The sequence below is a fragment of the Rhodococcus sp. KRD162 genome (genome assembly GCF_017168335.1).
Lineage (GTDB): Bacteria > Actinomycetota > Actinomycetes > Mycobacteriales > Mycobacteriaceae > Rhodococcoides.
The window spans coordinates 400,406-421,730 of record NZ_JABFAU010000013.1 but is presented as its reverse complement, the minus strand read 5'-3'; the positions used below and the strand labels follow the sequence as shown (position 1 = coordinate 421,730).

Here is a 21,325-nt window from a genome sequence, read left to right as displayed (position 1 = left end):
GGGGTTACTCGAACGAAGGATTGATGGACATGACCGGTGATACCGAAAGCATCGCATTGGTATTGAACCGCCTACGGCGTGCGCAGGGCCAGCTGTCAGGCGTGATCGCCATGATCGAAAGTGGCCGTGACTGCAAGGACGTCGTCACCCAGTTGGCTGCGGTGTCGAAGGCGCTCGACCGGGCCGGGTTCAAGATCGTCGCCACCGGGCTCCGCGAGTGCATCACGGGGGCGGAAACGGGCGAGAAGATGAGTGAAGCGGAGCTCGAGAAGCTGTTTCTCGCCCTCGCCTGAGGTCGGCGCAGCAGTCGGCCGGAATCAGGTCAGCGGGGTCCGTGCGGGTGGGTGAACACCGCACGGGCCCATAGCGCTGTGGACAGCACGGCTGCCGCGGCACCCAGATACAGCCCTATCGACGGCCCCGTGTACGCCGCATCCGGAGCCAGTGATTGCCGCGAGCACACCGAACACCATAGTGACGCCGTTGCCCGCTAATGCCAAAGCGGCCCAACGGAACCGCCGAACCAGACGCGCGATCGAGGCCACCTAACGGTGAACGTGACGCTGAATGCAGTGAACAGCGTCGCCAAGACCCCAGCTGATTCCGCATCGGCGCGCGCGGTGCGAAGAAGAACGTCGTACCCGTGCGCTGCGCCTGTGTGCGGAAGAACGATTCCGGCTACGGCCGCCGACGCCAGAACGAGCAGATGCGGCGTGAGCCGGGTAATCACCACCTCGGGTATCACGCGTCGTTCGATGGCCTCGAACACCGACCGATAGTGGCTCAGGTCGCCCTCGCGGTCATGGCTGTGCGGCGGTCTATCGCTCACGCTCGGCCGGTGAGGATGGCGTTCCAATACAGCGCCGGCAGACCGCGCCTCTTCAGGAACCACATGTCGCGGCGTTCGTGGGTGGTGTCGATGAACGGGATAGAGGGTGCGGGCTGCATCGTGTAGTCGAATTCGGCGAGAAGCATTGTGTTACGTGAGGTCGTCAGGGGGCAGGACGCGTAGCCGCCGTACTGCGCGGTCAGCGGACGGCCGGCGATGCTCGCCTGCAGGTTCTCGGCGACCACGGGTGCTTGCTTGCGGATGGCGGCACCGGTCTTGGAATTCGGCGAGGATCCGGCGTCACCGAGGGCGAAGATGTTGCCGAATCTGTTGTGCCGCAGAGTGTTCTTGTCGATCTGTACGTATCCGGCGGGGTTGTCGGGGTCCGCTATGGGGCTGGCCTTGATCCAGTCCGGTGCGGATTGGCGCGGTACGACGTGGAGCAGGTCGTAGGGTAGCTCTTCGCTCACTCCCGCAGCATTGTCGGTGATCGTCACCGAGCGGCCGTCGGGATCGACGGCGGTGACCTCGCTGTTCTTACGCACCTCGATGCCGTAGCGCGCTATCACCCGCTCGAGCTCCTCGGCGAAGACCGGCACCCCGAACATTCCGGGCGTGGGCAGGACGAGGACAACTCGGATGGCGTCGAGCACGCCCTGCTCGCGCCAGTAGTCGGCCGCGAGGTACGCGATCTTCTGTGGCGCACCCGCGCATTTGATGGGGCCGGAGGGCATCGTGAACACGGCGGTGCCCGAACGCATCTTCTGGATCATCTGCCACGTCTTGGGTGCGAGATCGTAGCGATAGTTGCTCGAGACCTGCGGGGTGTCGATCGATTCGGCCATGCCGGGAACGGAGTCCCAGTCCAGTTGAATACCGGGGCACACCACCAGGTGGTCGTAGTGCACGGTGGTTCCCGAGGAGGTGCTGACCGTCTGGGCATCGGGGTCGACCCCCTCTGCTCGATCCTTGATCCAGCCGACGCCCTGCGGCATCACCGACGCCTCGCTGCGCGCACTTTCCGCGGCCGGGGCGCGGCCACCACCGACGAGGGTCCACAGCGGTTGGTAGTAGTGGGTCTCTGCCGGCTCGATGACGCCGATGTCGGTCATTCCTGCTCGCCGCAGACGTGCCGCGAGCGAGATACCCGCGTTGCCGCCACCGATGATGGCGACCTTGTGGTCGATGGTGTGCGCGGACATGTGGTCCTCCTGTTCGTGACACGAGCTCGGTAAGCGCGGTCTCGATTCGGCTGGCGTGGGCGGGGAATATCGCCCCTTCTTGATTGTTCGTACGGATGTACGTACATTTAAGGAGGCTAGTCGCCGATCGCGACGAACGCCACACTCGGGTCGGTCGAATTTTCTTCCCCCGTCCCGGCAGAGACAGACGTGTTGGTCGACGACCCTTGCAGTGCGTGCCGAACCTGTTGAACACACCCCCGCCGGGTGGGACTACTTCTTCATCTGCACGAACGCCGCCACGATCGACAAGGAGATTTGAATGCTTCTCGAACGCATCTACGACGAAGACCTCGCCCAAGCCGGATACTTCATCGGCTGCCAGGCCAAGGGAGAGGCAGTGGTGGTCGACGCCCGCCGCGACATCGGTGTGTACCTGGACCTGGCCGATCGGCATGGCATGACCATCACCGCCGTGACCGAGACCCACATCCATGCCGACTACCTGTCCGGCACCCGCGAGCTGGCCGAGGCCACCGGCGCGACCACCTACGTCTCAGGAGAGGGCGGCGACGACTGGCAGTACGGCTTCGATGCCGAACGCCTCCACGACGGCGACACGCTGGCTCTGGGCAACATCACCGTGCAAGCCGTTCACACGCCCGGTCACACCCCGGAGCACCTCTCGTTCCTGGTGACCGACGGTGCCTTCGCCGATTCTCCGGGATACATGTTGACGGGCGACTTCGTTTTTGCCGGCGATCTCGGCCGCCCGGACCTACTCGACGAAGCTGCCGACGGTGTCGACACCCGTTTCGAGGGGGCCAAACAGATTTTCCGCAGTCTCAAGCGGTCATTTGTCACGCAGCCGGATTATATCCAGGTCTTCCCGGGTCACGGTTCGGGCAGCGCCTGCGGAAAAGCTCTCGGCGCGCTCCCGTCGACCAGCGTCGGCTACGAACGCCGTTTCGCTTGGTGGGCCGGGTATGTCGAGCGCGACGACGAGCAGGGCTTCGTCGATGAGATGCTCGACGGCCAACCGGATGCACACGCCTACTTCGGCCGGATGAAGCGTCAGAACAAGCAGGGCCCGGTCGTTCTCGGGCCACTCTCTCCCTTGCACGAGTACGACTCCACCGAATTGGCACGCGCCCTCGATTCCGACGAGGTCGTCCTCCTCGACACCCGCGGCCAAGACGAGGTGCACGCCGGCGCTGTCCCCGGAGCGCTCAACATTCCCGGCATCGGCAAGGCAGCCTCGTTCGGTGCCTGGGTCTACGACCCCGAGCGCGAGGACACTCCACTGGTGGTGCTCGCCGAGGACCACGCCGTCGCCGACGAGCTACGTGATCACCTGCTGCGGGTCGGCATCGATACGGTGACCGGGTACATCACAAGTCTACGAGGACTCCCCATGACGACACCCGAGACGATCGGTGCGGACGAGCTGGATTCGTTCGACCCGGCAATGGTGCTGGACGTGCGCAACAAGACCGAACATGCCGACGGCCACATACCTGGTTCCGAACAACTCAGCGGTGGCCGATTGCTGTGGAACCTCGATGGACTGCCCACGGGCGGTCCGATCGTGACCTACTGCCAGAGCGGCGTCCGTAACGCGGTCGCAGCCAGCGCATTGCGCCGCGCCGGCTACCGAGTTATCGAACTCGAGGGCAGCTACGCCGCCTGGGCCGAGCACAACCTCGAAACAGTCTGATCGAATACACAGATCGACAGGAGGGCCTTTGATGGTTGAACCCGATCGCAGTGCCGCGCTCGACCGCTCCAGTGCGATGCCGCTGTGGGCGCAACTGCATGCCGATCTGGTCCGCCGAATCGGTGACGACGAATTCGCCGGCTCCGAGTTCCCGGGCGAGCATGCGTTGACGACGAGCTACGGCGTGAGCCGTCACACCACCCGCGAGGCCCTGCGACACCTGCGGAACGAAGGCATCTTGATTGCAGAGCGTGGCCGGCCTTCTCGGTTGGCGGCTCCGCCGGTGATCGAGCAACCGCTCGGTGCGCTCTACAGTCTCTTCGCTGCCGTGGAAGCCACGGGAGTGGCTCAGCACAGCGTGGTGCGTGCACTCGAACTGCGGACCGACCCCGCGGTGGCCGCCACCTTGCAGGTCGGTCCCAAGGCTCCGCTGCTCTACCTGGAGCGCATCCGTATGGCAGGGACCATGCCGTTGGCGCTCGACCATGCCTGGTTGCCGGGGGATCTGGCACGCGACCTCCTGGATGCGGACTTCACTCACACGGCTCTGTACATCGAGCTCGAGCAACGCTGCGGAATCCGCCTGACCGGTGGCCGCGAGGACGTCACTGCCGTCGTCCCGGATCCGGAGGATGCGGCAGCACTCGAACTCGACTCGAAGACCGCCGCGCTGTCGATCCGCCGCTTGGGTTGCATGAATTCCCGGCCGGTGGAGTTGCGGCACACAGTGATTCGAGGAGATCGGTTCACCGTCTCGGCCACGTTCTCACCGAGCGACGGTTATCGCTTCGTGCCGGCCACGCCGCTGCACGCCCTCTGAGCACCCACTGATCCAAGGAGCGTTCTTCATGACTGGAGCACCACCGGAAGCCGATCCGGCCGCCGCACACGCACTGATCGCCGAATCGGGAGCCATCCTGATCGATGTCCGCGAGGACGACGAATGGGCAGCCGGCCACGCCCCGGACGCCGTCCATGTACGCCTCGGCGATCTCGATCCTGCTGCCTACCCTCCTGAGCAGAAATTGGTCGTGGTGTGCCGCTCGGGCGCTCGGTCGAGCAAAGCTGTCGCGGCCCTCACCGATGCCGGTCGCACAGCGCACAATCTGTCGGGCGGAATGAAAGCGTGGCACGAAGACGGCCATCCTGTGGTCCGTGATGACGGCACCCCCGGCGCAGTGATCTGACATGGTCGCCACCCTCGCGATCGCAGTTGCCGCAGGGATTCTCATCGGGCTCTCCCTCGGCGCACTCGGTGGTGGGGGATCGATACTGACTGTTCCTGCACTGGTGTATCTCCTCGCGGTCGAACCGCAATCGGCGACGAGCACCTCTCTGATCATCGTCGGCATCACCTCGATCATCGCGGCCATCAGCCATGCGCGAGCACGGCACGTGCGGTGGCGGGCAGCGGCAGTGTTCGGAATTCTGGGCTCGGTCACCGCCTTCGGTGGATCGATCCTCAACCGATCGGTCGACCCGCAAATCTTGCTGCTCGCGTTCGCGGCACTGATGATCGTCGCCGCCGGTGCGATGTTGCGCCGCACCCGGCGCGGACACGATGCCGACCTACCGACACCGAACCCGGCCGAGACCGTGGGAACACGCCCGAGCGCCGTCGCGGTCGCCACCAAGCCCACGAAAGTGAAGATCACCACGTCGCAGGTATTCAAGCTGGTCGCCGCCGCGCTCGTTGTCGGCTTCCTCACCGGGTTTCTGGGAGTGGGCGGAGGATTCCTCATCGTCCCCGCCCTGGTTCTGGCACTGGGCTATTCGATGCCCGTCGCGGTCGGAACGTCACTGGTGATCATCTCCATCACCAGCGCGGGGGCCTTCACCGAACGCCTCGGCACGGGTGCCACCATCCCGTGGGAGATCGTCGTACCGTTCACCTTCGCGGCAATTGCAGGCTCGTTCGCAGGAAAAGTCATCAGCGACAGAGTCTCTGCCACCACGCTCACCCGTAGCTTCGCAGCTCTGTTGCTCGTCGTGGCCGTCTACGTCACTGTCCAAGCCTCCATAGCCCTGTAACGCACATCGTTGTGCATCACAGAGGCTAATTCTGCGCACGCCAATGCGGCGCATCGCACACCTGGATCGAGGAGATCTTCGATGACCGCACTGATTCCCCGCTCTGAGGCGTCCAGGCCGTATCCGATGCGTCATGAGCCGAAGGGCTCGACGCTGTTCCAATTGGTGACCACCACCGATCACAAGACGATCGGCAAGATGTATCTGGTCACCTCGTTCGGATTGTTCCTCATCGGCGGGTTGATGGCGCTGCTCATGCGCACCGAACTCGCCGTACCGGGGTTGCAGTTCCTGTCCAACGAGCAGTACAACCAGCTGTTCACCATGCACGGCACGATCATGCTGCTGCTCTACGCAGTCCCGGTCGCATATGGATTCGCCAATTACATTCTGCCGCTGCAGATCGGGGCACCCGATGTCGCGTTCCCGCGGCTCAACGCGTTCGCGTACTGGCTGTACGTGTTCGGATCGCTGATCGTGCTCGCCGGGTTCATCACCCCGGGAGGTGCCGCGGACTTCGGATGGACCGCTTACACCCCACTGACGAGCGCACTGCATTCCCCCGGTGTCGGTGCCGACCTGTGGGTACTGGGCCTGATCCTGTCCGGCTTGGGCACGATCTTGGGTGCGGTCAACTTCATCACCACCGTGGTGTGCCTGCGCGCACCCGGCATGACGATGTTCCGGATGCCGGTCTTCACCTGGAACATGCTCGTGACCTCGGTGCTGGTACTGCTGGCGTTCCCGACCTTCGCGGCCGCGTTGGCCGGGCTGGCCTTCGATCGGCTTTTCGGTGGTCACGTGTTCGACCCGGCGACCGGGGGAGCGGTGCTCTGGCAGCACCTGTTCTGGTTCTTCGGCCATCCCGAGGTCTACATCGTCGCGCTCCCGTTCTTCGGCATCGTCTCCGAAATCTTCCCGGTCTTCAGCCGCAAACCCATCTTCGGCTACAAGGGTCTGATCTTCGCCACCCTCGGCATCGCTGCGCTCTCGATCACGGTGTGGGCGCACCACATGTACGCCACCGGAGCTGTTCTGCTGCCGTTCTTTTCGTTCATGTCCTTCCTCATCGCCGTGCCGACCGGGGTGAAGTTGTTCAACTGGATCGGCACCATGTGGCGAGGGCAGGTGACCTTGGAAACCCCGATGCTGTTCAGCATCGGATTTCTGATCACGTTCCTGTTCGGCGGACTGACCGGTGTGCTGTTGGCCAGCCCCCCGATCGATTTCCACGTCACCGACACCTACTTCGTGGTGGCGCACTTCCACTACGTGCTGTTCGGGACCATCGTTTTCGCCACCTACGCCGGGGTGTACTTCTGGTTTCCCAAGATCACCGGACGTATGCTCGACGAACGCCTCGGCAAGTGGCACTTCTGGACGACGTTCGTCGGCTTCCACATGACGTTCCTGGTCCAGCACTGGCTCGGCAACGAAGGGATGCCGCGCCGCTACGCCGACTACCTGCCCTCCGACGGATTCACCACCCTGAACCTGATCTCCTCGATCGGAGCGTTCATCCTCGGACTGTCCACGCTGCCGTTCGTGTGGAACGTGTTCAAGTCCTACCGATACGGCGAGGTCGCCACCGTCGACGATCCCTGGGGCTACGGCAACGCTCTCGAATGGGCCACCACCTGCCCACCGCCCCGCCACAATTTCACCGAACTACCCCGGATCCGCTCCGAGCGGCCCGCGTTCGAGCTGCACTACCCTCACATGGTCGAACGCATGCGCACCGAAGCCCACGTCGGGCTGACGGGCCACACCGCCGACGTGCGGGCCCCCTCCGAAATCATCGTCGACGGCGTCGAAGAGGGCACCGCCAGCGGGACCTCAGAGGAGAGACGGTGACGAGCACGCGGAGACTGCGCTCGACAGGTGCCGCTGTCCTGGTACCGGGACGGGTGTCGAACGCGATCGCCGTCGCCTTGGGGTTCTAGGTGCTCGCACTGATCCTGGTGTTCACCTTCCTCGTTCCGCGTTTGTCGGCAGGTTCTGGGACAGTGGTGACCCCCGCGGTGGTAGTTGTGTTCGCGGTCCTCCTCCTGCTGGCGATGATGTTCGCAGCACGCACACCGCTGCATCCCGCAGCTGTGTCTCCGGTCCGCGATACGGCGGCGGACCGAGAGGACGACATCGTCGAAGGGTGGGCAGTGGTCCTGGGATTCGACATCGATTCACGACAGGTGGAACTGGAAGTGACGGTGCCCGGGGCCGGAACGTACCGGTGCGATGTGCGTGCAGAACGGTCGATCGTCCGCGCACTGATGACCGGTGCCACCATCTCGGTATGGGTCGACCCTCGGCACCGTCGATCGTCGACCTTTGTCGGGGTCGGTCCGAGCATCGACGATGCGTCCGGGAACGGGCGATGCTGATCGAGCAACCTCGCCCGCACCCCGCGGGGCGAAGGCCACGGTGGGGACGGAGACGTCGATCACGACCACCCTCCGCTGCCCGCCAGACGGCTGGCTGTGCCGGGGACCGGCGTTAGTGGGCCTGCGCGACATCGATTCTCCCGCGACGAAGCCCCCCCGGCTGCTGGCGACGGCAAGTGTGGTCGTGGTCGTGACGGGCGAGACCACGAAGACCCAGACCGCGAAGACCCTGACCGCGACAACCTAGATCGCGAAGAACAATGACTCGGTCCGCAGCCCTGACAGGACCAGGGCTGCGGACCGCGAGCTACTTTCTGGAGAACATGCGGGAGAACAGTCCCGGCGACTTCGGATCGGCGTCGTGCCCTTTGCAGCGATTGGACGCCGGAACGCCCCGCATCACCTGATCGACGTGTTGCCCACATCCCGCCCACGTCGTTTTTCCGCACTTCTTGCACTTGACAGCCCTGCACATGAGTCTCTCCCTCGGTCGACGAATTACTCCGAATATACCCTATGGGGTATCAGTTTCTTGGTATCGGGGTGATCGGTCATCGCGGCGGGCGGCGACTGCCGGGGGTCCGCCCAAATGTGCGACGTCGTAGACGAACTGTTCGGGTACCGCGCTGGTCCACGGCCGCAGGCCGAGTGCGGTCTTGATACCGATCAGGGCCTGTGCGATGGGTGGGCACCGGCGACACTGTCGCAGGTGCGTATCGATGCGGGCCGACGCGTCGACATCGAGACGCCCGTCCAGGTAGTCCGATGCCGCGGCGAGTGTGCTCCGGCACGCCTGGGAGTCGTTTTGAGGGTGTGTGGGACCGTCGTCGAGGGCGCGTAGCAGCTTCACCCGTGCACGGTGGATGCGCTTGTACACCGCTGCGGTGGTGAGCGCGCCGACCGCACCGATCTGTGTCGCCGTCCAGCCCTCGCCGTCGTGCAGTGCCAGGACCATACGATCCTCGACGGTCAACGTCGCCAGCGCCGCTCGCACCGTGGACCGATCGCTGAGCGCCTGCGCCACCGTCTCGGGATGCTCGAGGTCGCTGATCGGTACATCGATGTCGCCCGTGCCCGATGGTTCGGTGCGCTGAGTCTCCGCGCGTGCAGCCACATCGCGGGCACGATTGATCGTGATCCGGTAGAGCCACGTCGTGAGCGCCGATTCGGATCGAAACGTTCTCCGGTTGCGCCACGCGCGTTCGAGGACGTCCTGCACCAGATCGTCGGTATCGGCCGGTGATCGTGTCATCGCGGCTGCAAAGCGACGAAGAGTCGTGCCCTGGTCGATCAGATCGCGCGCGAAGCGCTCGTCGTATGCCGCGCTGTCGAGGTCGGGGCTGGGCTGTTCGCACGAGAAGCCGCGGATTGGTCCACTTCGGCGTTCTCGCCCGTCCAACAGTGAAAGTCCCTCTATAGAACTGGAATCATCATGCCGTTCGTCGAATTCATGCGCAGTACTGCCGGACGCGCGCTGCGCATCGTGGTGGGAATCGCTCTGATCGTGGTCGCCGTCGTGCTCGGCGGTGTCGGGGGCATCGTGCTGGGAGTGATCGGCGGTGTCTTCGTGCTGACCGGGGTGATCAACGTCTGTCTGCTCGGCCCGTTGTTCTCCGTCGATCTTCGAGGTCGCCCCAAGACGTCCTGAACGGGGTGCGCGGGCGGGCAGCTCAGAAATGGGGGATCACCTTGAACGCGGTGTACCCGTCGCTGCTCTGGGCCAATGCGACACCGTTCGAGGTCACTGCTGTCGGTGCGGCACTCGGTGATGTGCCGGTGACGCGGCCGGAGGTCGCATCGATGGCAGTCACCCCCGAGTCCGACGCGCCGTAGACGACGCCGCCGACCAGAGCGAAGCGGTCGGCACCAGGAAATTGATCGGCGGTGAAACCGCGGGTGCCATACTGCTCGAACAGGACAGCAATTCCGTCGTCGGTGAGGTCTGCGGTGGTGATCATCGTCGCCCCGCTACTGCTGTCGGCGGTTACCACCATCGGACTGCGACTACCGCTGATCCATCGGAGCTCGGCATCAGAGAGTCGATAGACCGCCTGGATCGGTTCGGGACGGGTCGGGATCGTCCATGCCACGACCACTGCATTGCCGGCGGTAGCGACGAATCGTGCGCTCCCGGGAACCGCTGCGGGGGGCGGGGTGAGAGTGTCGGTGGACCAGGCGGTGTTGCCGGTATCGACGGTCACGACACGCGCTGTGTCGTCGTAGACCGTGACCGCATATCCACCGGATTCGGACACCGCACCCGACAGGTCGGTGCGGTGTCCGTCGGTTGCCGAGATGGCGGCTACGGCCGAGGGCATTGCTGTCTGCGAGCAGTCGGCGTCGATCAGCAGTCCGGACCCGGTCAGGCAGCCCGCAGCGGAGACCGGACCCCACACGAGGTCGCCGGTGCGGGTATCGCGGGCGGTCATCGTGGCCGGTGACCCCGAACTGGAATCATCGATGTCCTCGGTGATCAACAGCTCACGATTGTCCGTGCCGGTCACCATGAACTCGTCGCGATCGGCGGGTACGTCCACGCCGAACCGTGGTGTGCCGGTGTCATCGAGTACCTGCACCCGGTGCGAACCGGATGCGTCCGAGGAATCGACGACTCCGACGAACCCGTCCTCGACGATGTGAGGTTGCGACAGGAACGGGATCGACCACAGGGCCGTTTCTCCGAAGCCCGGCGGCGGCGCGGACGGCGACGACGCGTGCGCCGCCGGATCGGTGCCCGTGGCGTCTCGAGCAGGCGAGGAACTGCACCCCGACACCAGCGCGACGGCGCACAGTGCAACGGTCCCGATCACCGCCCCCGCTCTGCCCATACGGTGCGCACCCACTCTATGCGGTGGTGCTGTCTCCACCGAGTGCCATGACCGCGCTCTGCAGCAGTGCAGTGGCCCGATCGGCGACCTCGGCTAGGCCCGCTCCATCCGACAGCCCCACCATCACCTGGGGGTTCATCGCTTCGACGATGGTGCTGCTGCCGTCGGCTCGCACCACCACGTTGCACGGCAGCATCAACCCCACCTGCCGATCGGTGTCGATCGCAGCCTTCGCTAACTGCGGATTGCACGCTCCGAGAATGACGTAGCGTTCGATGTCGGCGTCGATCTTGCTCTTCAACGTCGACTGCATGTCGATCTCGGTGAGCACTCCGAACCCCTGTTCGGCGAGTGCCTCACGGGTTGCGTCCACGGTTTCCTCGAACGGCATGTCCACTCGGGTACCGATGGCCAATTCGGTCATGGTTCGTTCGGTTCCTTTCGATCGGTTCGGGTGTCGGTCACTCGATGGTCGGTGCGCGGGTGGGCAAGTGCTCAGTCATACTGCGCAGGATGCGGAGGTGCAGTCGCGTTTGCGCCATCGGACGATCACCGCTGCTGTCAGCATCGCCAGGGACACCCCGGCGAGGATGGGTTGTATCGGTGCCCACAACCCCAGTGCACCCGAGGTGCCGAGTGCAAGTAGTACCAGCTTGTTGCACACCGGACACCCGACGGCGAAGAAGGTCAGTACGACACCGAGAGCGGCGGGTGTGCCGGTCCGCTCGACCTGCGCGGGTTTGTCGATCCCGAACCACAGTGCGGTCAACAGGGCAGTGGCCAGCAGAACCGGAAGCTCCCACGCCCGCACTGGCACCTCACGGCCGAAGACCGGCGTGTCGATGATGTCGGTGGGAATACCCACCACCAACACCGTGACCGCACCGGCGACGGTGCCGCGCAGCACCCGCGTACCCCAACCCCGGAATCGATCGGACTCTGCGATCATGCCGTCATCGGAACGGTCGGCAGCATCGACGTCGAGACGGTCGGAGGTTGCGGGCTCTGTCATCGGCGGGGATCTCCTACGAGTTGTAGTTGAGTGAGTAGGGTGACACCGTGAGGTTATACCCATATGGGTATCGCTGCCAGTATCGCAGACTGCCGAAAGGTATTGCATGACTTCGACATCTCGCTCCACTCGCCGACGAGACATCGTGCTCCTGGCCATCGCCGTGGTGGTGGCGGCCGTGCTAGTGGGAGCTCTCGTGCTCGGAACGACAGGTGACGGCGAGCAATCGGAGGCGGCACCGGACGCCGGGTCGAGCAGCGCGAGCGGCCCGCCGGTGATGGGACCGCTCGGCGATCTGGCGCATCGTGTGACCGATGATCCGATGGCCCTCGGCGACGTCGACGCCCCGGTGGTGATGATCGCCTTCTCGGATTTCCGGTGTCCGTTCTGCGCCCAGTTCAGCCGGGAAACCGAGCCGCAGCTGATCGACCGATACGTCGATATCGGCACCCTGCGCATCGAATGGCGAGATCTACCCATCTTCGGGCAACAATCATTCGATGCTGCCCGGGCCGGACGCGCCGCCGCCGCCCAGGGCAAGTTCTGGGAGTTCACCCGCGCCGTCTACGCCGATGCCCCCGAGACCGGTCACGCGGACCTGACACTGGAGGCACTGCAGAGCTACGCGCAACAGGCCGGGGTACCGGATCTGGCTCGGTTCACCGCCGACGCCACCGGCACCGCATTCGATGCCGCGATCACCGCCGACTCCACCGAAGCGCAGTCGCTGGGTATCCCGGCCACTCCGGCGTTCTCGGTCAACGGTGATCCGGTTCTGGGCGCGCAACCGTTCTCGGAATTCGTCGATCTGATCGACACCGCGGCCGGCGCGTAGGGCGGCCCGCGATGTCGCAGATAGGACTTCTCGGAGCATTTCTCGGCGGGCTCCTGGCACTTCTCAGTCCATGCTCGGCCCTGCTGCTCCCTTCCTTCTTCGCATACGCCTTCGACGGGGCCGGCAAGCTCGCCGGCCGCACCGGGATCTTCTACCTCGGGCTGGCAGCGGTCCTGGTGCCCCTCGGCGCCGGGGTCGGTGCCATCGGCTCGGCGATCACCCGGTATCGCGAGGTCACCACCATGATCGGCGGCCTGGTCATCATCGCCCTCGGGGTGATGATCATCGTCGGTCGCGGCTTCGCGCTGGGGTCCGCTCAGAGAGCAGCCGCGCGCATCGACGTCTCCTCCACCGGATCGGTGTTCGCCCTCGGCGCGGTCTACGGACTCGCAGGGTTCTGCTCGGGACCCCTGCTCGGCGCGGTCCTGACCGTTGCCGTCGCTGGCGGTCAGGCCGCATACGGCGGAGTTCTCATGGCACTCTACGCAGCGGGGATGGTGATCCCCCTGTTCGTGCTGGCGCTGGTCTGGGACCGATTCTCGCTCGGATCACGAACGTGGCTGCGCGGCAAGGAAATCAGCATAGGACCACTGAAGACGCATACGACTTCCCTGATATCGGGGGTACTTTTCATCGGTATCGGAGCGCTATTCCTGCTCACAGAGGGCACAGCGAACCTCGGCGGCGTCATGGGGGTCGACAGTCAGTACTCGCTGCAGGTCTGGATCAGCGATGTGGCCGACGCGGTACCGAACACCGCAGTGCTTCTGATCGCAGTGCTGCTGATCATCGCAGTCCTGACGGTGCGCATCGTCCGTGGTCGAGGCCGCGATACCGGAGCCGAGTCCTCCGAGCTAGATGAACGCGAGAACCGAACGCTCTGAGACGGTGTGCACGCGACACTGGAGTAGGGATGTGATGTCAGGCGTAGAGCTGTGACCACCCATCTCGCTGACGTCGAGCGAGATGGAGTACTGCAGCGGGAACCACTTCGACACCCATCAGAAGATCGTCGTCACCGAGCCCTCTGCCCTCCAGACTGTTTCGGCATGCTTTCACCGAGATGGAGGCCGGATCGATCAACGCCCGCATCTCCAGGGAAATATCCGAACAACGCAGGGCCGCATCGAGACCCGGTCCGGAACACACGACCTCGAGCATCACCGGCTCGGTCGCAGCATCGAGAAGGTTGTGGATCGCCCGCACCACGGCGGTGGGTGTGGTGTTGACGGCGAACATCACACGCAAGGGAGTCGGATGATCGGTCACGTGAAAGTTCCGTTCTTCAGATCACGGTGAGCTGCGGTGCCCCACGGCTGTGCATGGAGAAGAACATCGATGGCCCGACCCTCGCCGAAGGGGCGGACCAGATGTTCCAACTCGTGGACCTGCAGTCCGCTCGCGGCGCGGGCCAGGTCGTCGATGGCGGGCAGGATCGTCGGATCCGGCGGGCCCCCGACTCCGTGAGTGAAGTTCTCGAGCGCATGACCGAGATACAACAGCCGCCCACCCGGCGCGAGCCAACTTCCTGCACCGGCAATGACGGCAACCAACTCGTCGACCGGTAGATGCAAGAAGCCGATGGCAACCAGATCCACCGTGCCGGGCGGCTCCCAGGCCCGCACGTCGGCAACGGTATAGTCGATCGACCGGTCCTCCCCGCCGCTGCGTGCGAGTTCGATTGCCACAGAAGAAAAATCGACAGCATTCACTGTCCAGCCCGCGTCAGCCAACCATCGAGCGTGGCGCCCGTCCCCGCACCCCAGATCGACCGCCCGGCCAGGGGGCAGGTCCGCAAACCGCGCAGACAGGGCAGCCGCCGGGGCCGACCCCCACGGATGTTCGACGCTGCTGTAGCGCGCATCCCAGTCCGACGAGTTCACTGATTCACGCCTTTCCACTGGTGACCACCGCAGGGTTTGTAAGACCCGACGCGTCGACGAAACTGCGACTCACTTCACTGTACCCCGGGGGGTAACGTTGGGTACGTGCAGGCGCACTCGAAAAGCAAGCAGTCGACGGCGCAGAGGTATTCAGCTCCGGAGAACGAGCGGTACCGGTCTACAGCAAACACGGATCGACTCAGCTGGGCACGTTCACCATCTCGTGATACGACCAGACGGGCGACCGATCGGTAGCCCGTCTGCTGACTCCTAGCAATGCAAACGGAACAAGGGAGTCCGGGTCGATCCAAGCAGACCAGTAGTCGCCACGGACAGCGAAGCTGAACAGCAGCGCGGAGCCGCCCTGACGGGTGCGCGCTATGGTCTCTTCGAGACCTACGACGTTCGACAGTCCGTAGCCCTCTCTGTTCGCTTCGAGATAGTCGGCAGAAGTCCGCAGATCGACGACATAGGTCGCAGTAGTTGTCTCCTGCCCGCGCGCTCCTTCGAGGTCGCCGATGAATGATGTCAGAATCGGTTCTGGCAGTTGGGAAGCCGGCGCGGCAGCCAAAAGTTCCTCGATCGTCAACGTTCGCTCACTCGGTTGCGATGGCAGCCCACGGAACACTCCGTCCGCATCAGCATTTTCGACGTAGTCGATGAAGCCCAAATTGGCGATCGACAGATTGTTCTCGACGGAGGCGAGCTGTTCGGGGATCACCCAGAAACTGGTCGGCTCGTCGTCTTCCGCCTCATGAAGAAAAGAGTGACACGAGAATCGGGCGAGCGCAGAGGGGGTCCCATGTGCACGAAACTTCGTAGTGGGCTACGAAGTTCCGCTCACATCGGTCAGCCGCGCGAGCGAAGGATCAACTGGGCTGCGCTGATGTCGTCGATGACGAGGTCGGTGATCAATCCGCCGCGCAGCGCGGCGGTGAGGGCATCGAGTTTGGATGCTCCGGCGACGATGCACACTCGGCGCGGTACCGCCTTGAGTCGGTCCAGGCTGGGCCCACTCGATCTGTCGTTCAACGCAATTCGGTCGTGGCTGCCGTCCGAGCGTAGGAATACGGTGGCGATGTCTCCGACGACGCCGTCGCGTTGGAGCTCGGCCTGATCCTCGCGCTCGAGATAGCCCGCGCTGTAGACGTGGCTCGGGACCGCACTGCTCATGACGCCGATGCTGAACACCGCCAGGTTCATGCGATTCTGCAGTTCGAGGACTCGTTTGATGCTGCGCTCGCGCCAGAGGTGTCGACGGGTTTCCGGGTAGTCGAAGAATGCAGGCACCGGAAAGCCCTGTGCCGCAGCCCCGTAGGCGTCGGCGAATGTTCTGATGATGTCGGTTGCATAGGATACTCCGGTGGTGCGGGTGTTGGCCGCACCGTTGAGCTGGACCACGGTCGAGTTGTGGGTGCGCTTGGGCGCGAGCTTGCGGCTGACCGCGCTGACCGTGGTTCCCCATGCCACGCCCATCACCATGTCCGAGTCGAAGAACCCCGTCAGCAATCGCCCGGCGAACGTGGCGACGCGATCGAGGCGCCCCAACTCGTCGACGGTTTCCGAGACGGGGACCACGTGTGCACGAATGTCGTACAGATCGGCGAACGCGCGCTCGATTCGTGGTGCCTGACCGAGCGGTGTCGAGATCTTGATTTCGACCAGTCCCGAGGCCCGGGCGAAGGTGATCAATCGTGAGACTGTCGAACGAGATACTCCCAGCTCACGACCGATCGCTGCCATCGTCATGTCCTGGAAGTAGTACAGGCGGGCAGCTTGGGTGGCGTGGCCGGTCCGTAGATCGGATTCGGGAGCGAGCTGGGGGTCTGTCACCGGGATCAGTGTACGACCGATTTGCACATATGTGCATCAGCTGTGCAACACAGTGCAGGACGTCTACCGTGGGAAACTGCACGCAATGTGGCGTGCATCACCAATTGTGTGGAGGCTGGAAATGGCACATAAGGAACCGGAATGGGGATTGCCGGCGCACATGGCGGCCGAGTTCGCCGGAACCATGATTCTCATTCTGTTCGGCGTCGGCGTCGTCGCTCAGGTCGTCTCGGGTGGTGAAGCCGGCAGTCTCGGCGGTCACGACTCGATCGCGTGGGCGTGGGGACTGGGCGTGATGTTCGGCATCTACGTTGCCGGTCGAATCACCGGTGCCCACCTCAATCCCGCAGTGACGATCGCGTTCGCGCTCTTCCGAGGATTCAGCTGGAAGATGGTTGCTCCGTACGTTCTGGCGCAGACCGCAGGCGCGTTCGTGGCTGCGCTGCTGGTGCGCTGGAACTACAACGACATGATCAACGCCATCGATCCCGGGCACACCACCGCCACCCAGACGATCTTCTCGACGCTTCCTGGTAACGGAACTCTGCCGGTGAGCGTGTCCTCCGCCCTGCTCGATCAGATCATCGGCACCGCGATCCTGCTGTTCCTCATTGTGGCAGTGACCGATTCGCTCGGCACCGCACCGATGGCCAACATGGCTCCGCTCATCGTCGGACTCATCGTGGTGGCCATCGGCTTCGCGTGGGCGACCAATGCCGGATATGCCATCAATCCGGCCCGAGATTTCGGACCTCGCCTGGCGTCGTACATCACCGGATACGGTGGAGCGTGGCGAGATCAATACGGCGGCCTGTACTTCTGGGTCCCGATCGTCGGACCTCTCGTAGGCGGACCGATAGGAGTGCTCTTGTACGACCTGCTCATCGGAAAGAACCTTCGTAAACAAGAAGGTGCGACGCCAGAGCCGCCCTCTCGACTCCCAGCCGACACTCAGACCACAGGAGACAAGTCATGACCGAGACCGCAGGGAAGTACATCGCCGCGATCGATCAGGGAACGACGTCCTCGCGCTGCATGATCTTCGATCACGCGGGGACCGTCGTCGCCAGTGACCAGAAGGAACACAAGCAGATCTTTCCCCAGGCCGGATGGGTCGAGCACGACGCGTCGGAGATTTGGGACAACGTGCGGGCAGTCGCCGCAGGCGCGATGGCGGCAGCGGATCTGACGCGCGAGGACATCGCTGCAGTCGGCATCACCAATCAGCGCGAGACCACGCTGGTGTGGGACAGGGCGACCGGCAAGCCGATCTACAACGCCATCGTCTGGCAGGACACCCGTACCGACCGCATCGCCACCGCCCTCGGCGGCGGCGACGCCAACAAGTACACCGCCAAGACCGGCCTACCGCTGGCCACCTATTTCTCCGGCCCCAAGATCAAGTGGATCCTCGACAACGTCGATGGAGCCCGCGCCAAAGCCGAAGCGGGAGAACTGTGCTTCGGCAACATGGACACCTGGGTGCTGTGGAACATGACCGGCGGCACCGACGGTGGACTGCACTACACCGATCCGACCAATGCCTCGCGAACATTGCTGATGGATCTGGACACCCTGCAGTGGGACGAGGGCATCTGCGCCGACATGGACATTCCGATGTCGATGATGCCCGAGATCCGTTCCAGCTCCGAGGTGTACGGCAACGGCCGCGAGCGGGGGCCGTTCCGTGGAGTGCCGATCGCCGGCATCCTCGGCGATCAGCAGGCAGCCACCTTCGGTCAGGCTTGTCTGTCTCCCGGTGAAGCCAAGAATACCTACGGCACCGGCAATTTCGTGCTGCTCAACACCGGTACCGAGAAGGTCATGAGCAAGAACGGCCTGTTGACCACAGTCTGCTACAAGATCGGCGACCAGCCGACGGTGTACGCACTGGAAGGTTCCATCGCCGTGACGGGCTCGCTGGTGCAGTGGCTGCGTGACAACCTCGGCATGATCTCCTCGGCGGCCGATATCGAAACCGACGCGCGATCGGTGGACGACAACGGCGGTGCCTACTTCGTTCCGGCATTCTCCGGTCTGTTCGCCCCGCACTGGCGCGCCGATGCTCGCGGTGCCATCGTCGGGTTGACGCGTTTCGTCAACAAGGGCCACCTCGCACGCGCGGTTCTCGAAGCCACCGCGTACCAGACGCGTGAGGTGATCGAGGCGATGAACGCCGATTCCGGTGTCGATCTCGAGGTGCTCAAGGTCGACGGCGGCATGGTGGTCAACGAGCTGCTGATGCAGTTCCAGTCCGACATCTTGAACGTCGACGTGGTGCGTCCCGTGGTTGCCGAGACCACCGCGCTCGGTGCGGCGTATGCAGCCGGCCTCGCCGTCGGCTTCTGGGCGAGCGAGGACGACATCCGGCAGAACTGGGCCGAGGACAAGACCTGGACGCCGTCGATGGACGAAGACCAGCGGGCCAAGCTCTACGCCGGTTGGAAGAAGGCAGTAACACGTACTCTCGATTGGGTTGATGAGGAATGACTTACAGCACAACGGCTTTGAGTCCGGAGGCGCGTGCGGATGCGCTGGCGCGGATGGAGTCGGAAGAGCTGGATATCTTGGTGATCGGCGGCGGCGTCGTCGGTGCAGGAACTGCCTTGGACGCGGTGACACGCGGGTTGAAAGTGGGCTTGCTCGAAGCGAGGGACTACGCGGCCGGCACGTCGAGTCGCTCGAGCAAGCTCTTCCACGGCGGATTGCGCTACCTCGAACAGTTCAACTTCGCGCTGGTGTTCGAGGCGCTCAAGGAGCGATCGTTGGTGTTGAACACGTTGTGTCCGCACCTCGCTCGGCCGGTACCGTTCATCTATCCGCTCGAGAAGGCGATCGACCGCCCGTACGTCGGGCTCGGCATCGGCGTCTACGACGTCATGGGTGCCGGACGCGGCGTTCCGAGTCATCACAAGCACCTCGGTAAGAAGAAGACCCTCGAGTCCTTTCCCTCCGGAAAGCGCTCGGCGATCCGCGGCGCGGTGAAGTTCTACGAGGGGCAGGTCGACGACGCTCGGCACACCATGATGCTCGCTCGTACCGCGGCGGCCTACGGTGCCTCGTGTGCCAACAGCACTCGTGTCACGGGCTTCCTCCGGGAGGACGACAAGGTGGTCGGCGTCGTGGCGAGCGATCTCGAAACCGGTCGGTCCTTCGAGGTGCGCGCCAAGCAGGTCATCAACGCCGCAGGTGTGTGGACCGACGAGGTGCAGCAGATGGTCGGTGGCCGTGGACAATTCCAGGTTCGTGCATCCAAGGGCGTGCACCTGGTGGTGCCACGCAATCGCATCAACAGTGCCACCGGCATCATCACCCGTACCGAGAAGAGTCTGCTGTTCGTCATCCCGTGGGGCAGCCACTGGATCATCGGCACCACCGATACCGACTGGAAGCTCGATCTGGCCCACCCGGCGGCGAGCCAGAGCGACATCGACTACATCCTGGGGCATGTGAACAAGCTGCTGGCCGATCCGTTGGACCGGACCGACGTCGTCGGTGTGTACGCCGGGCTGCGTCCGCTGCTGTTCGGCGAATCCGATTCCACCAGCACGCTCTCCCGTGAACACGCGGTGTCCAGCCCGGTGCGAGGACTGACGGTCATCGCCGGTGGCAAGTACACCACCTACCGCGTGATGGCCAAGGACGCAGTCGATTCCGCGGTACACGGCCTCGAACGCACGGTACCGAAGTGTGTCACCGAGGAGATCCCCCTCGTCGGAGCAGACGGCTACCTCGGCGCGTTCAACTCCCGCGCGCTGACGGCCGAGCGCACCGGCATGCGCGTCTCCCGCGTCGAGCATCTGCTCGGTCGGTACGGCACTCTGATGGGTGAACTGCTGGACTTGATCGAGGCCGATCCGGAGCTCGGAAAGCCGCTCGAGAGCGCACCGGAGTACCTGCGCGTCGAGGCGGTCTACGCCGCAAGTCACGAGGGCGCGCAGCATCTCGAAGACATCCTGACCCGTCGTACCCGCATCTCCATCGAGGTCCCGGACCGCGGTGAGGCAGCGGCCGAGGAAGTGGCGCATCTCGTCGCACCGATCCTCGGCTGGGACGGCCAGCATGTGGCCGAGGAGATCGAGCACTATCGCCTTCGCGTTCTGGCAGAACGGGATTCGCAGCAGCAGCCCGATGACGATACTGCCGATGCAGCACGGCTCGGGGCACCGGACGTACGAGCCGGAGTGAGCTGACTTCTCAGTCGAGTGGTTCGGTGAGGTAGCGGATCAGGGTCGGCCCTACCCACCGGACCAGTTGCTCGTGGCTCATGCCGACCATGGGAGGCACTTCGAGCACGTAGCGGGCGAAGGCCAGACCGAGTACCTGGGATCCGACGAGCGCGGCGCGCTCGTCATGTCGGTCCACTGCCACCGCGGACAGTGCAGGGGCGACCTGTGTGTGGAACACCTGCTGCATCGCCGCTGCGGCCGCGGCGTTGGTGGCTGCCGCACGGAGCAGGGCGAGGAATGTCCCGTCCTGCTCCCACGTCTGAAAGAACGTGGGCATCAACGTATGCGCGAGATCCTCGGGCGCGATGCCCGACAGGTCGGGAATGTCGAGGACGAAGGTGGCTGCTTCGGCGAACAGTGATTCCTTGGTGCCGAAGTAGCGAACGACCATTGCCGCGTCCACGCCTGCTGTTCCCGCGACCGAGCGCATGGTGGTTCGGTCGTAGCCGTCGACAGCGAATTGAGCCCGAGCGGCGTCGAGAATGCGCGCCCGGGTGGCGGCTGCGGATCGAGGTTGGCGTTCGCTCATCCCCGTAGCCTAAGTCAACGTCTGTTGACCACCGAGC

The 21,325-nt window shown here is 64.2% G+C and carries 24 protein-coding genes and 1 pseudogene; 14 read left to right on the top strand and 11 right to left on the bottom strand.

Annotated features, from left to right (window positions below):
* Window positions 1–29: 29 nt before the first annotated feature.
* Window positions 30–293, top strand: coding sequence for a metal-sensitive transcriptional regulator (locus J1M87_RS19110; protein ID WP_042938034.1), 264 nt, complete (start codon window positions 30–32; stop codon window positions 291–293).
* A gap of 197 nt (window positions 294–490) precedes the next feature.
* Here the strand turns inward: J1M87_RS19110 and J1M87_RS19105 are convergent, their stop codons facing one another.
* Both J1M87_RS19105 and J1M87_RS19100 read right to left on the bottom strand, forming a co-directional pair.
* A complete protein-coding gene (locus tag J1M87_RS19105; protein ID WP_241257131.1) occupies window positions 491–829 on the bottom strand; it encodes a hypothetical protein in 339 nt (112 codons plus the stop codon).
* Window positions 826–2,031 (bottom strand): FAD/NAD(P)-binding oxidoreductase, encoded by a 1,206-nt coding sequence (locus tag J1M87_RS19100; protein ID WP_206491142.1) that lies wholly within the window; start codon window positions 2,029–2,031, stop codon window positions 826–828. Before J1M87_RS19100 ends, J1M87_RS19105 begins: the two co-directional genes overlap by 4 nt.
* A gap of 301 nt (window positions 2,032–2,332) precedes the next feature.
* On the opposite strand from J1M87_RS19100, the gene J1M87_RS19095 reads away from it, so the two are divergent.
* From J1M87_RS19095 to J1M87_RS19065, 7 genes are all read left to right on the top strand, one after another.
* Complete coding sequence (locus J1M87_RS19095) at window positions 2,333–3,727, top strand: MBL fold metallo-hydrolase (RefSeq protein WP_206491141.1); 1,395 nt, start codon at window positions 2,333–2,335, stop codon at window positions 3,725–3,727.
* A 31-nt stretch (window positions 3,728–3,758) separates the two neighbouring features.
* Window positions 3,759–4,547 (top strand): GntR family transcriptional regulator, encoded by a 789-nt coding sequence (locus J1M87_RS19090; protein ID WP_206491140.1) that lies wholly within the window; start codon window positions 3,759–3,761, stop codon window positions 4,545–4,547.
* A 28-nt stretch (window positions 4,548–4,575) separates the two neighbouring features.
* Entirely contained in the window at window positions 4,576–4,914 is a 339-nt protein-coding gene (locus tag J1M87_RS19085; protein ID WP_206491139.1) for a rhodanese-like domain-containing protein, read from the top strand.
* A 1-nt stretch (window position 4,915) separates the two neighbouring features.
* Entirely contained in the window at window positions 4,916–5,758 is an 843-nt protein-coding gene (locus J1M87_RS19080; RefSeq protein ID WP_206491138.1) for a sulfite exporter TauE/SafE family protein, read from the top strand.
* Between the two features lie 81 nt (window positions 5,759–5,839).
* Complete coding sequence (gene ctaD / locus J1M87_RS19075) at window positions 5,840–7,612, top strand: cytochrome c oxidase subunit I (RefSeq protein WP_206491137.1); 1,773 nt, start codon at window positions 5,840–5,842, stop codon at window positions 7,610–7,612.
* Between the two features lie 89 nt (window positions 7,613–7,701).
* Entirely contained in the window at window positions 7,702–8,139 is a 438-nt protein-coding gene (locus J1M87_RS19070; protein ID WP_241257130.1) for a hypothetical protein, read from the top strand.
* 260 nt (window positions 8,140–8,399) lie between these two features.
* Window positions 8,400–8,546, top strand: a complete 147-nt coding sequence (locus tag J1M87_RS19065) for a hypothetical protein (protein WP_206491136.1) — start codon at window positions 8,400–8,402, stop codon at window positions 8,544–8,546.
* 107 nt (window positions 8,547–8,653) lie between these two features.
* Here the strand turns inward: J1M87_RS19065 and J1M87_RS19060 are convergent, their stop codons facing one another.
* Window positions 8,654–9,538, bottom strand: a complete 885-nt coding sequence (locus tag J1M87_RS19060) for a sigma-70 family RNA polymerase sigma factor (RefSeq protein ID WP_274610988.1) — start codon at window positions 9,536–9,538, stop codon at window positions 8,654–8,656.
* Between the two features lie 33 nt (window positions 9,539–9,571).
* On the opposite strand from J1M87_RS19060, the gene J1M87_RS19055 reads away from it, so the two are divergent.
* A complete protein-coding gene (locus J1M87_RS19055; RefSeq protein WP_206491134.1) occupies window positions 9,572–9,787 on the top strand; it encodes a YgaP-like transmembrane domain in 216 nt (71 codons plus the stop codon).
* A 22-nt stretch (window positions 9,788–9,809) separates the two neighbouring features.
* Here the strand turns inward: J1M87_RS19055 and J1M87_RS19050 are convergent, their stop codons facing one another.
* From J1M87_RS19050 to J1M87_RS19040, 3 genes are all read right to left on the bottom strand, one after another.
* Entirely contained in the window at window positions 9,810–10,967 is a 1,158-nt protein-coding gene (locus J1M87_RS19050) for a PQQ-like beta-propeller repeat protein (RefSeq protein ID WP_241257129.1), read from the bottom strand.
* 16 nt (window positions 10,968–10,983) lie between these two features.
* Entirely contained in the window at window positions 10,984–11,391 is a 408-nt protein-coding gene (locus J1M87_RS19045) for a DUF302 domain-containing protein (RefSeq protein WP_206491132.1), read from the bottom strand.
* A gap of 75 nt (window positions 11,392–11,466) precedes the next feature.
* On the bottom strand, window positions 11,467–11,979 hold the full coding sequence (locus J1M87_RS19040; protein WP_206491131.1) for a hypothetical protein: 513 nt from the start codon (window positions 11,977–11,979) through the stop codon (window positions 11,467–11,469).
* Between the two features lie 106 nt (window positions 11,980–12,085).
* On the opposite strand from J1M87_RS19040, the gene J1M87_RS19035 reads away from it, so the two are divergent.
* Entirely contained in the window at window positions 12,086–12,814 is a 729-nt protein-coding gene (locus J1M87_RS19035; RefSeq protein ID WP_206491130.1) for a thioredoxin domain-containing protein, read from the top strand.
* 11 nt (window positions 12,815–12,825) lie between these two features.
* The gene (locus J1M87_RS19030) at window positions 12,826–13,698 is read left to right on the top strand and encodes a cytochrome c biogenesis CcdA family protein (protein WP_206491129.1); all 873 of its coding nucleotides are present in this window, start codon (window positions 12,826–12,828) and stop codon (window positions 13,696–13,698) included.
* A gap of 37 nt (window positions 13,699–13,735) precedes the next feature.
* Here the strand turns inward: J1M87_RS19030 and J1M87_RS19025 are convergent, their stop codons facing one another.
* The 4 genes and pseudogenes from J1M87_RS19025 to J1M87_RS19010 all read right to left on the bottom strand — a co-directional run bounded on the left by J1M87_RS19025 (window position 13,736) and on the right by J1M87_RS19010 (window position 16,530).
* Window positions 13,736–14,083, bottom strand: a complete 348-nt coding sequence (locus J1M87_RS19025) for a DsrE family protein (protein WP_206491128.1) — start codon at window positions 14,081–14,083, stop codon at window positions 13,736–13,738.
* A complete protein-coding gene (locus J1M87_RS19020) occupies window positions 14,080–14,697 on the bottom strand; it encodes a bifunctional 2-polyprenyl-6-hydroxyphenol methylase/3-demethylubiquinol 3-O-methyltransferase UbiG (protein ID WP_206491127.1) in 618 nt (205 codons plus the stop codon). The genes J1M87_RS19025 and J1M87_RS19020 overlap by 4 nt, the downstream gene beginning before the upstream one ends.
* Window positions 14,698–14,896: 199 nt before the next feature.
* Window positions 14,897–15,427, bottom strand: a pseudogene (locus J1M87_RS19015) (hypothetical protein); the annotation flags it as partial.
* A 119-nt stretch (window positions 15,428–15,546) separates the two neighbouring features.
* Window positions 15,547–16,530 carry a sugar-binding transcriptional regulator gene (locus J1M87_RS19010; protein ID WP_206491125.1) on the bottom strand — a complete coding sequence of 328 codons (984 nt, stop codon included), beginning with the start codon at window positions 16,528–16,530 and terminating at the stop codon, window positions 15,547–15,549.
* 121 nt (window positions 16,531–16,651) lie between these two features.
* Between J1M87_RS19010 and J1M87_RS19005 the strand changes: the two genes are divergently transcribed.
* From J1M87_RS19005 to J1M87_RS18995, 3 genes are read left to right on the top strand one after another with little or no spacing between them, the layout of a single operon-like run.
* Window positions 16,652–17,506: an MIP/aquaporin family protein gene (locus tag J1M87_RS19005; protein WP_206491124.1), complete on the top strand. Its 855-nt coding sequence runs from the start codon at window positions 16,652–16,654 to the stop codon at window positions 17,504–17,506.
* Window positions 17,503–19,020, top strand: a complete 1,518-nt coding sequence (gene glpK, locus J1M87_RS19000; protein WP_206491123.1) for a glycerol kinase GlpK — start codon at window positions 17,503–17,505, stop codon at window positions 19,018–19,020. The genes J1M87_RS19005 and glpK overlap by 4 nt, the downstream gene beginning before the upstream one ends.
* Window positions 19,017–20,723 (top strand): glycerol-3-phosphate dehydrogenase/oxidase, encoded by a 1,707-nt coding sequence (locus tag J1M87_RS18995; RefSeq protein ID WP_206491122.1) that lies wholly within the window; start codon window positions 19,017–19,019, stop codon window positions 20,721–20,723. Before glpK ends, J1M87_RS18995 begins: the two co-directional genes overlap by 4 nt.
* 4 nt (window positions 20,724–20,727) lie before the next feature.
* Here the strand turns inward: J1M87_RS18995 and J1M87_RS18990 are convergent, their stop codons facing one another.
* The gene (locus tag J1M87_RS18990; protein WP_206491121.1) at window positions 20,728–21,288 is read right to left on the bottom strand and encodes a TetR/AcrR family transcriptional regulator; all 561 of its coding nucleotides are present in this window, start codon (window positions 21,286–21,288) and stop codon (window positions 20,728–20,730) included.
* Window positions 21,289–21,325 lie beyond the last annotated feature (37 nt).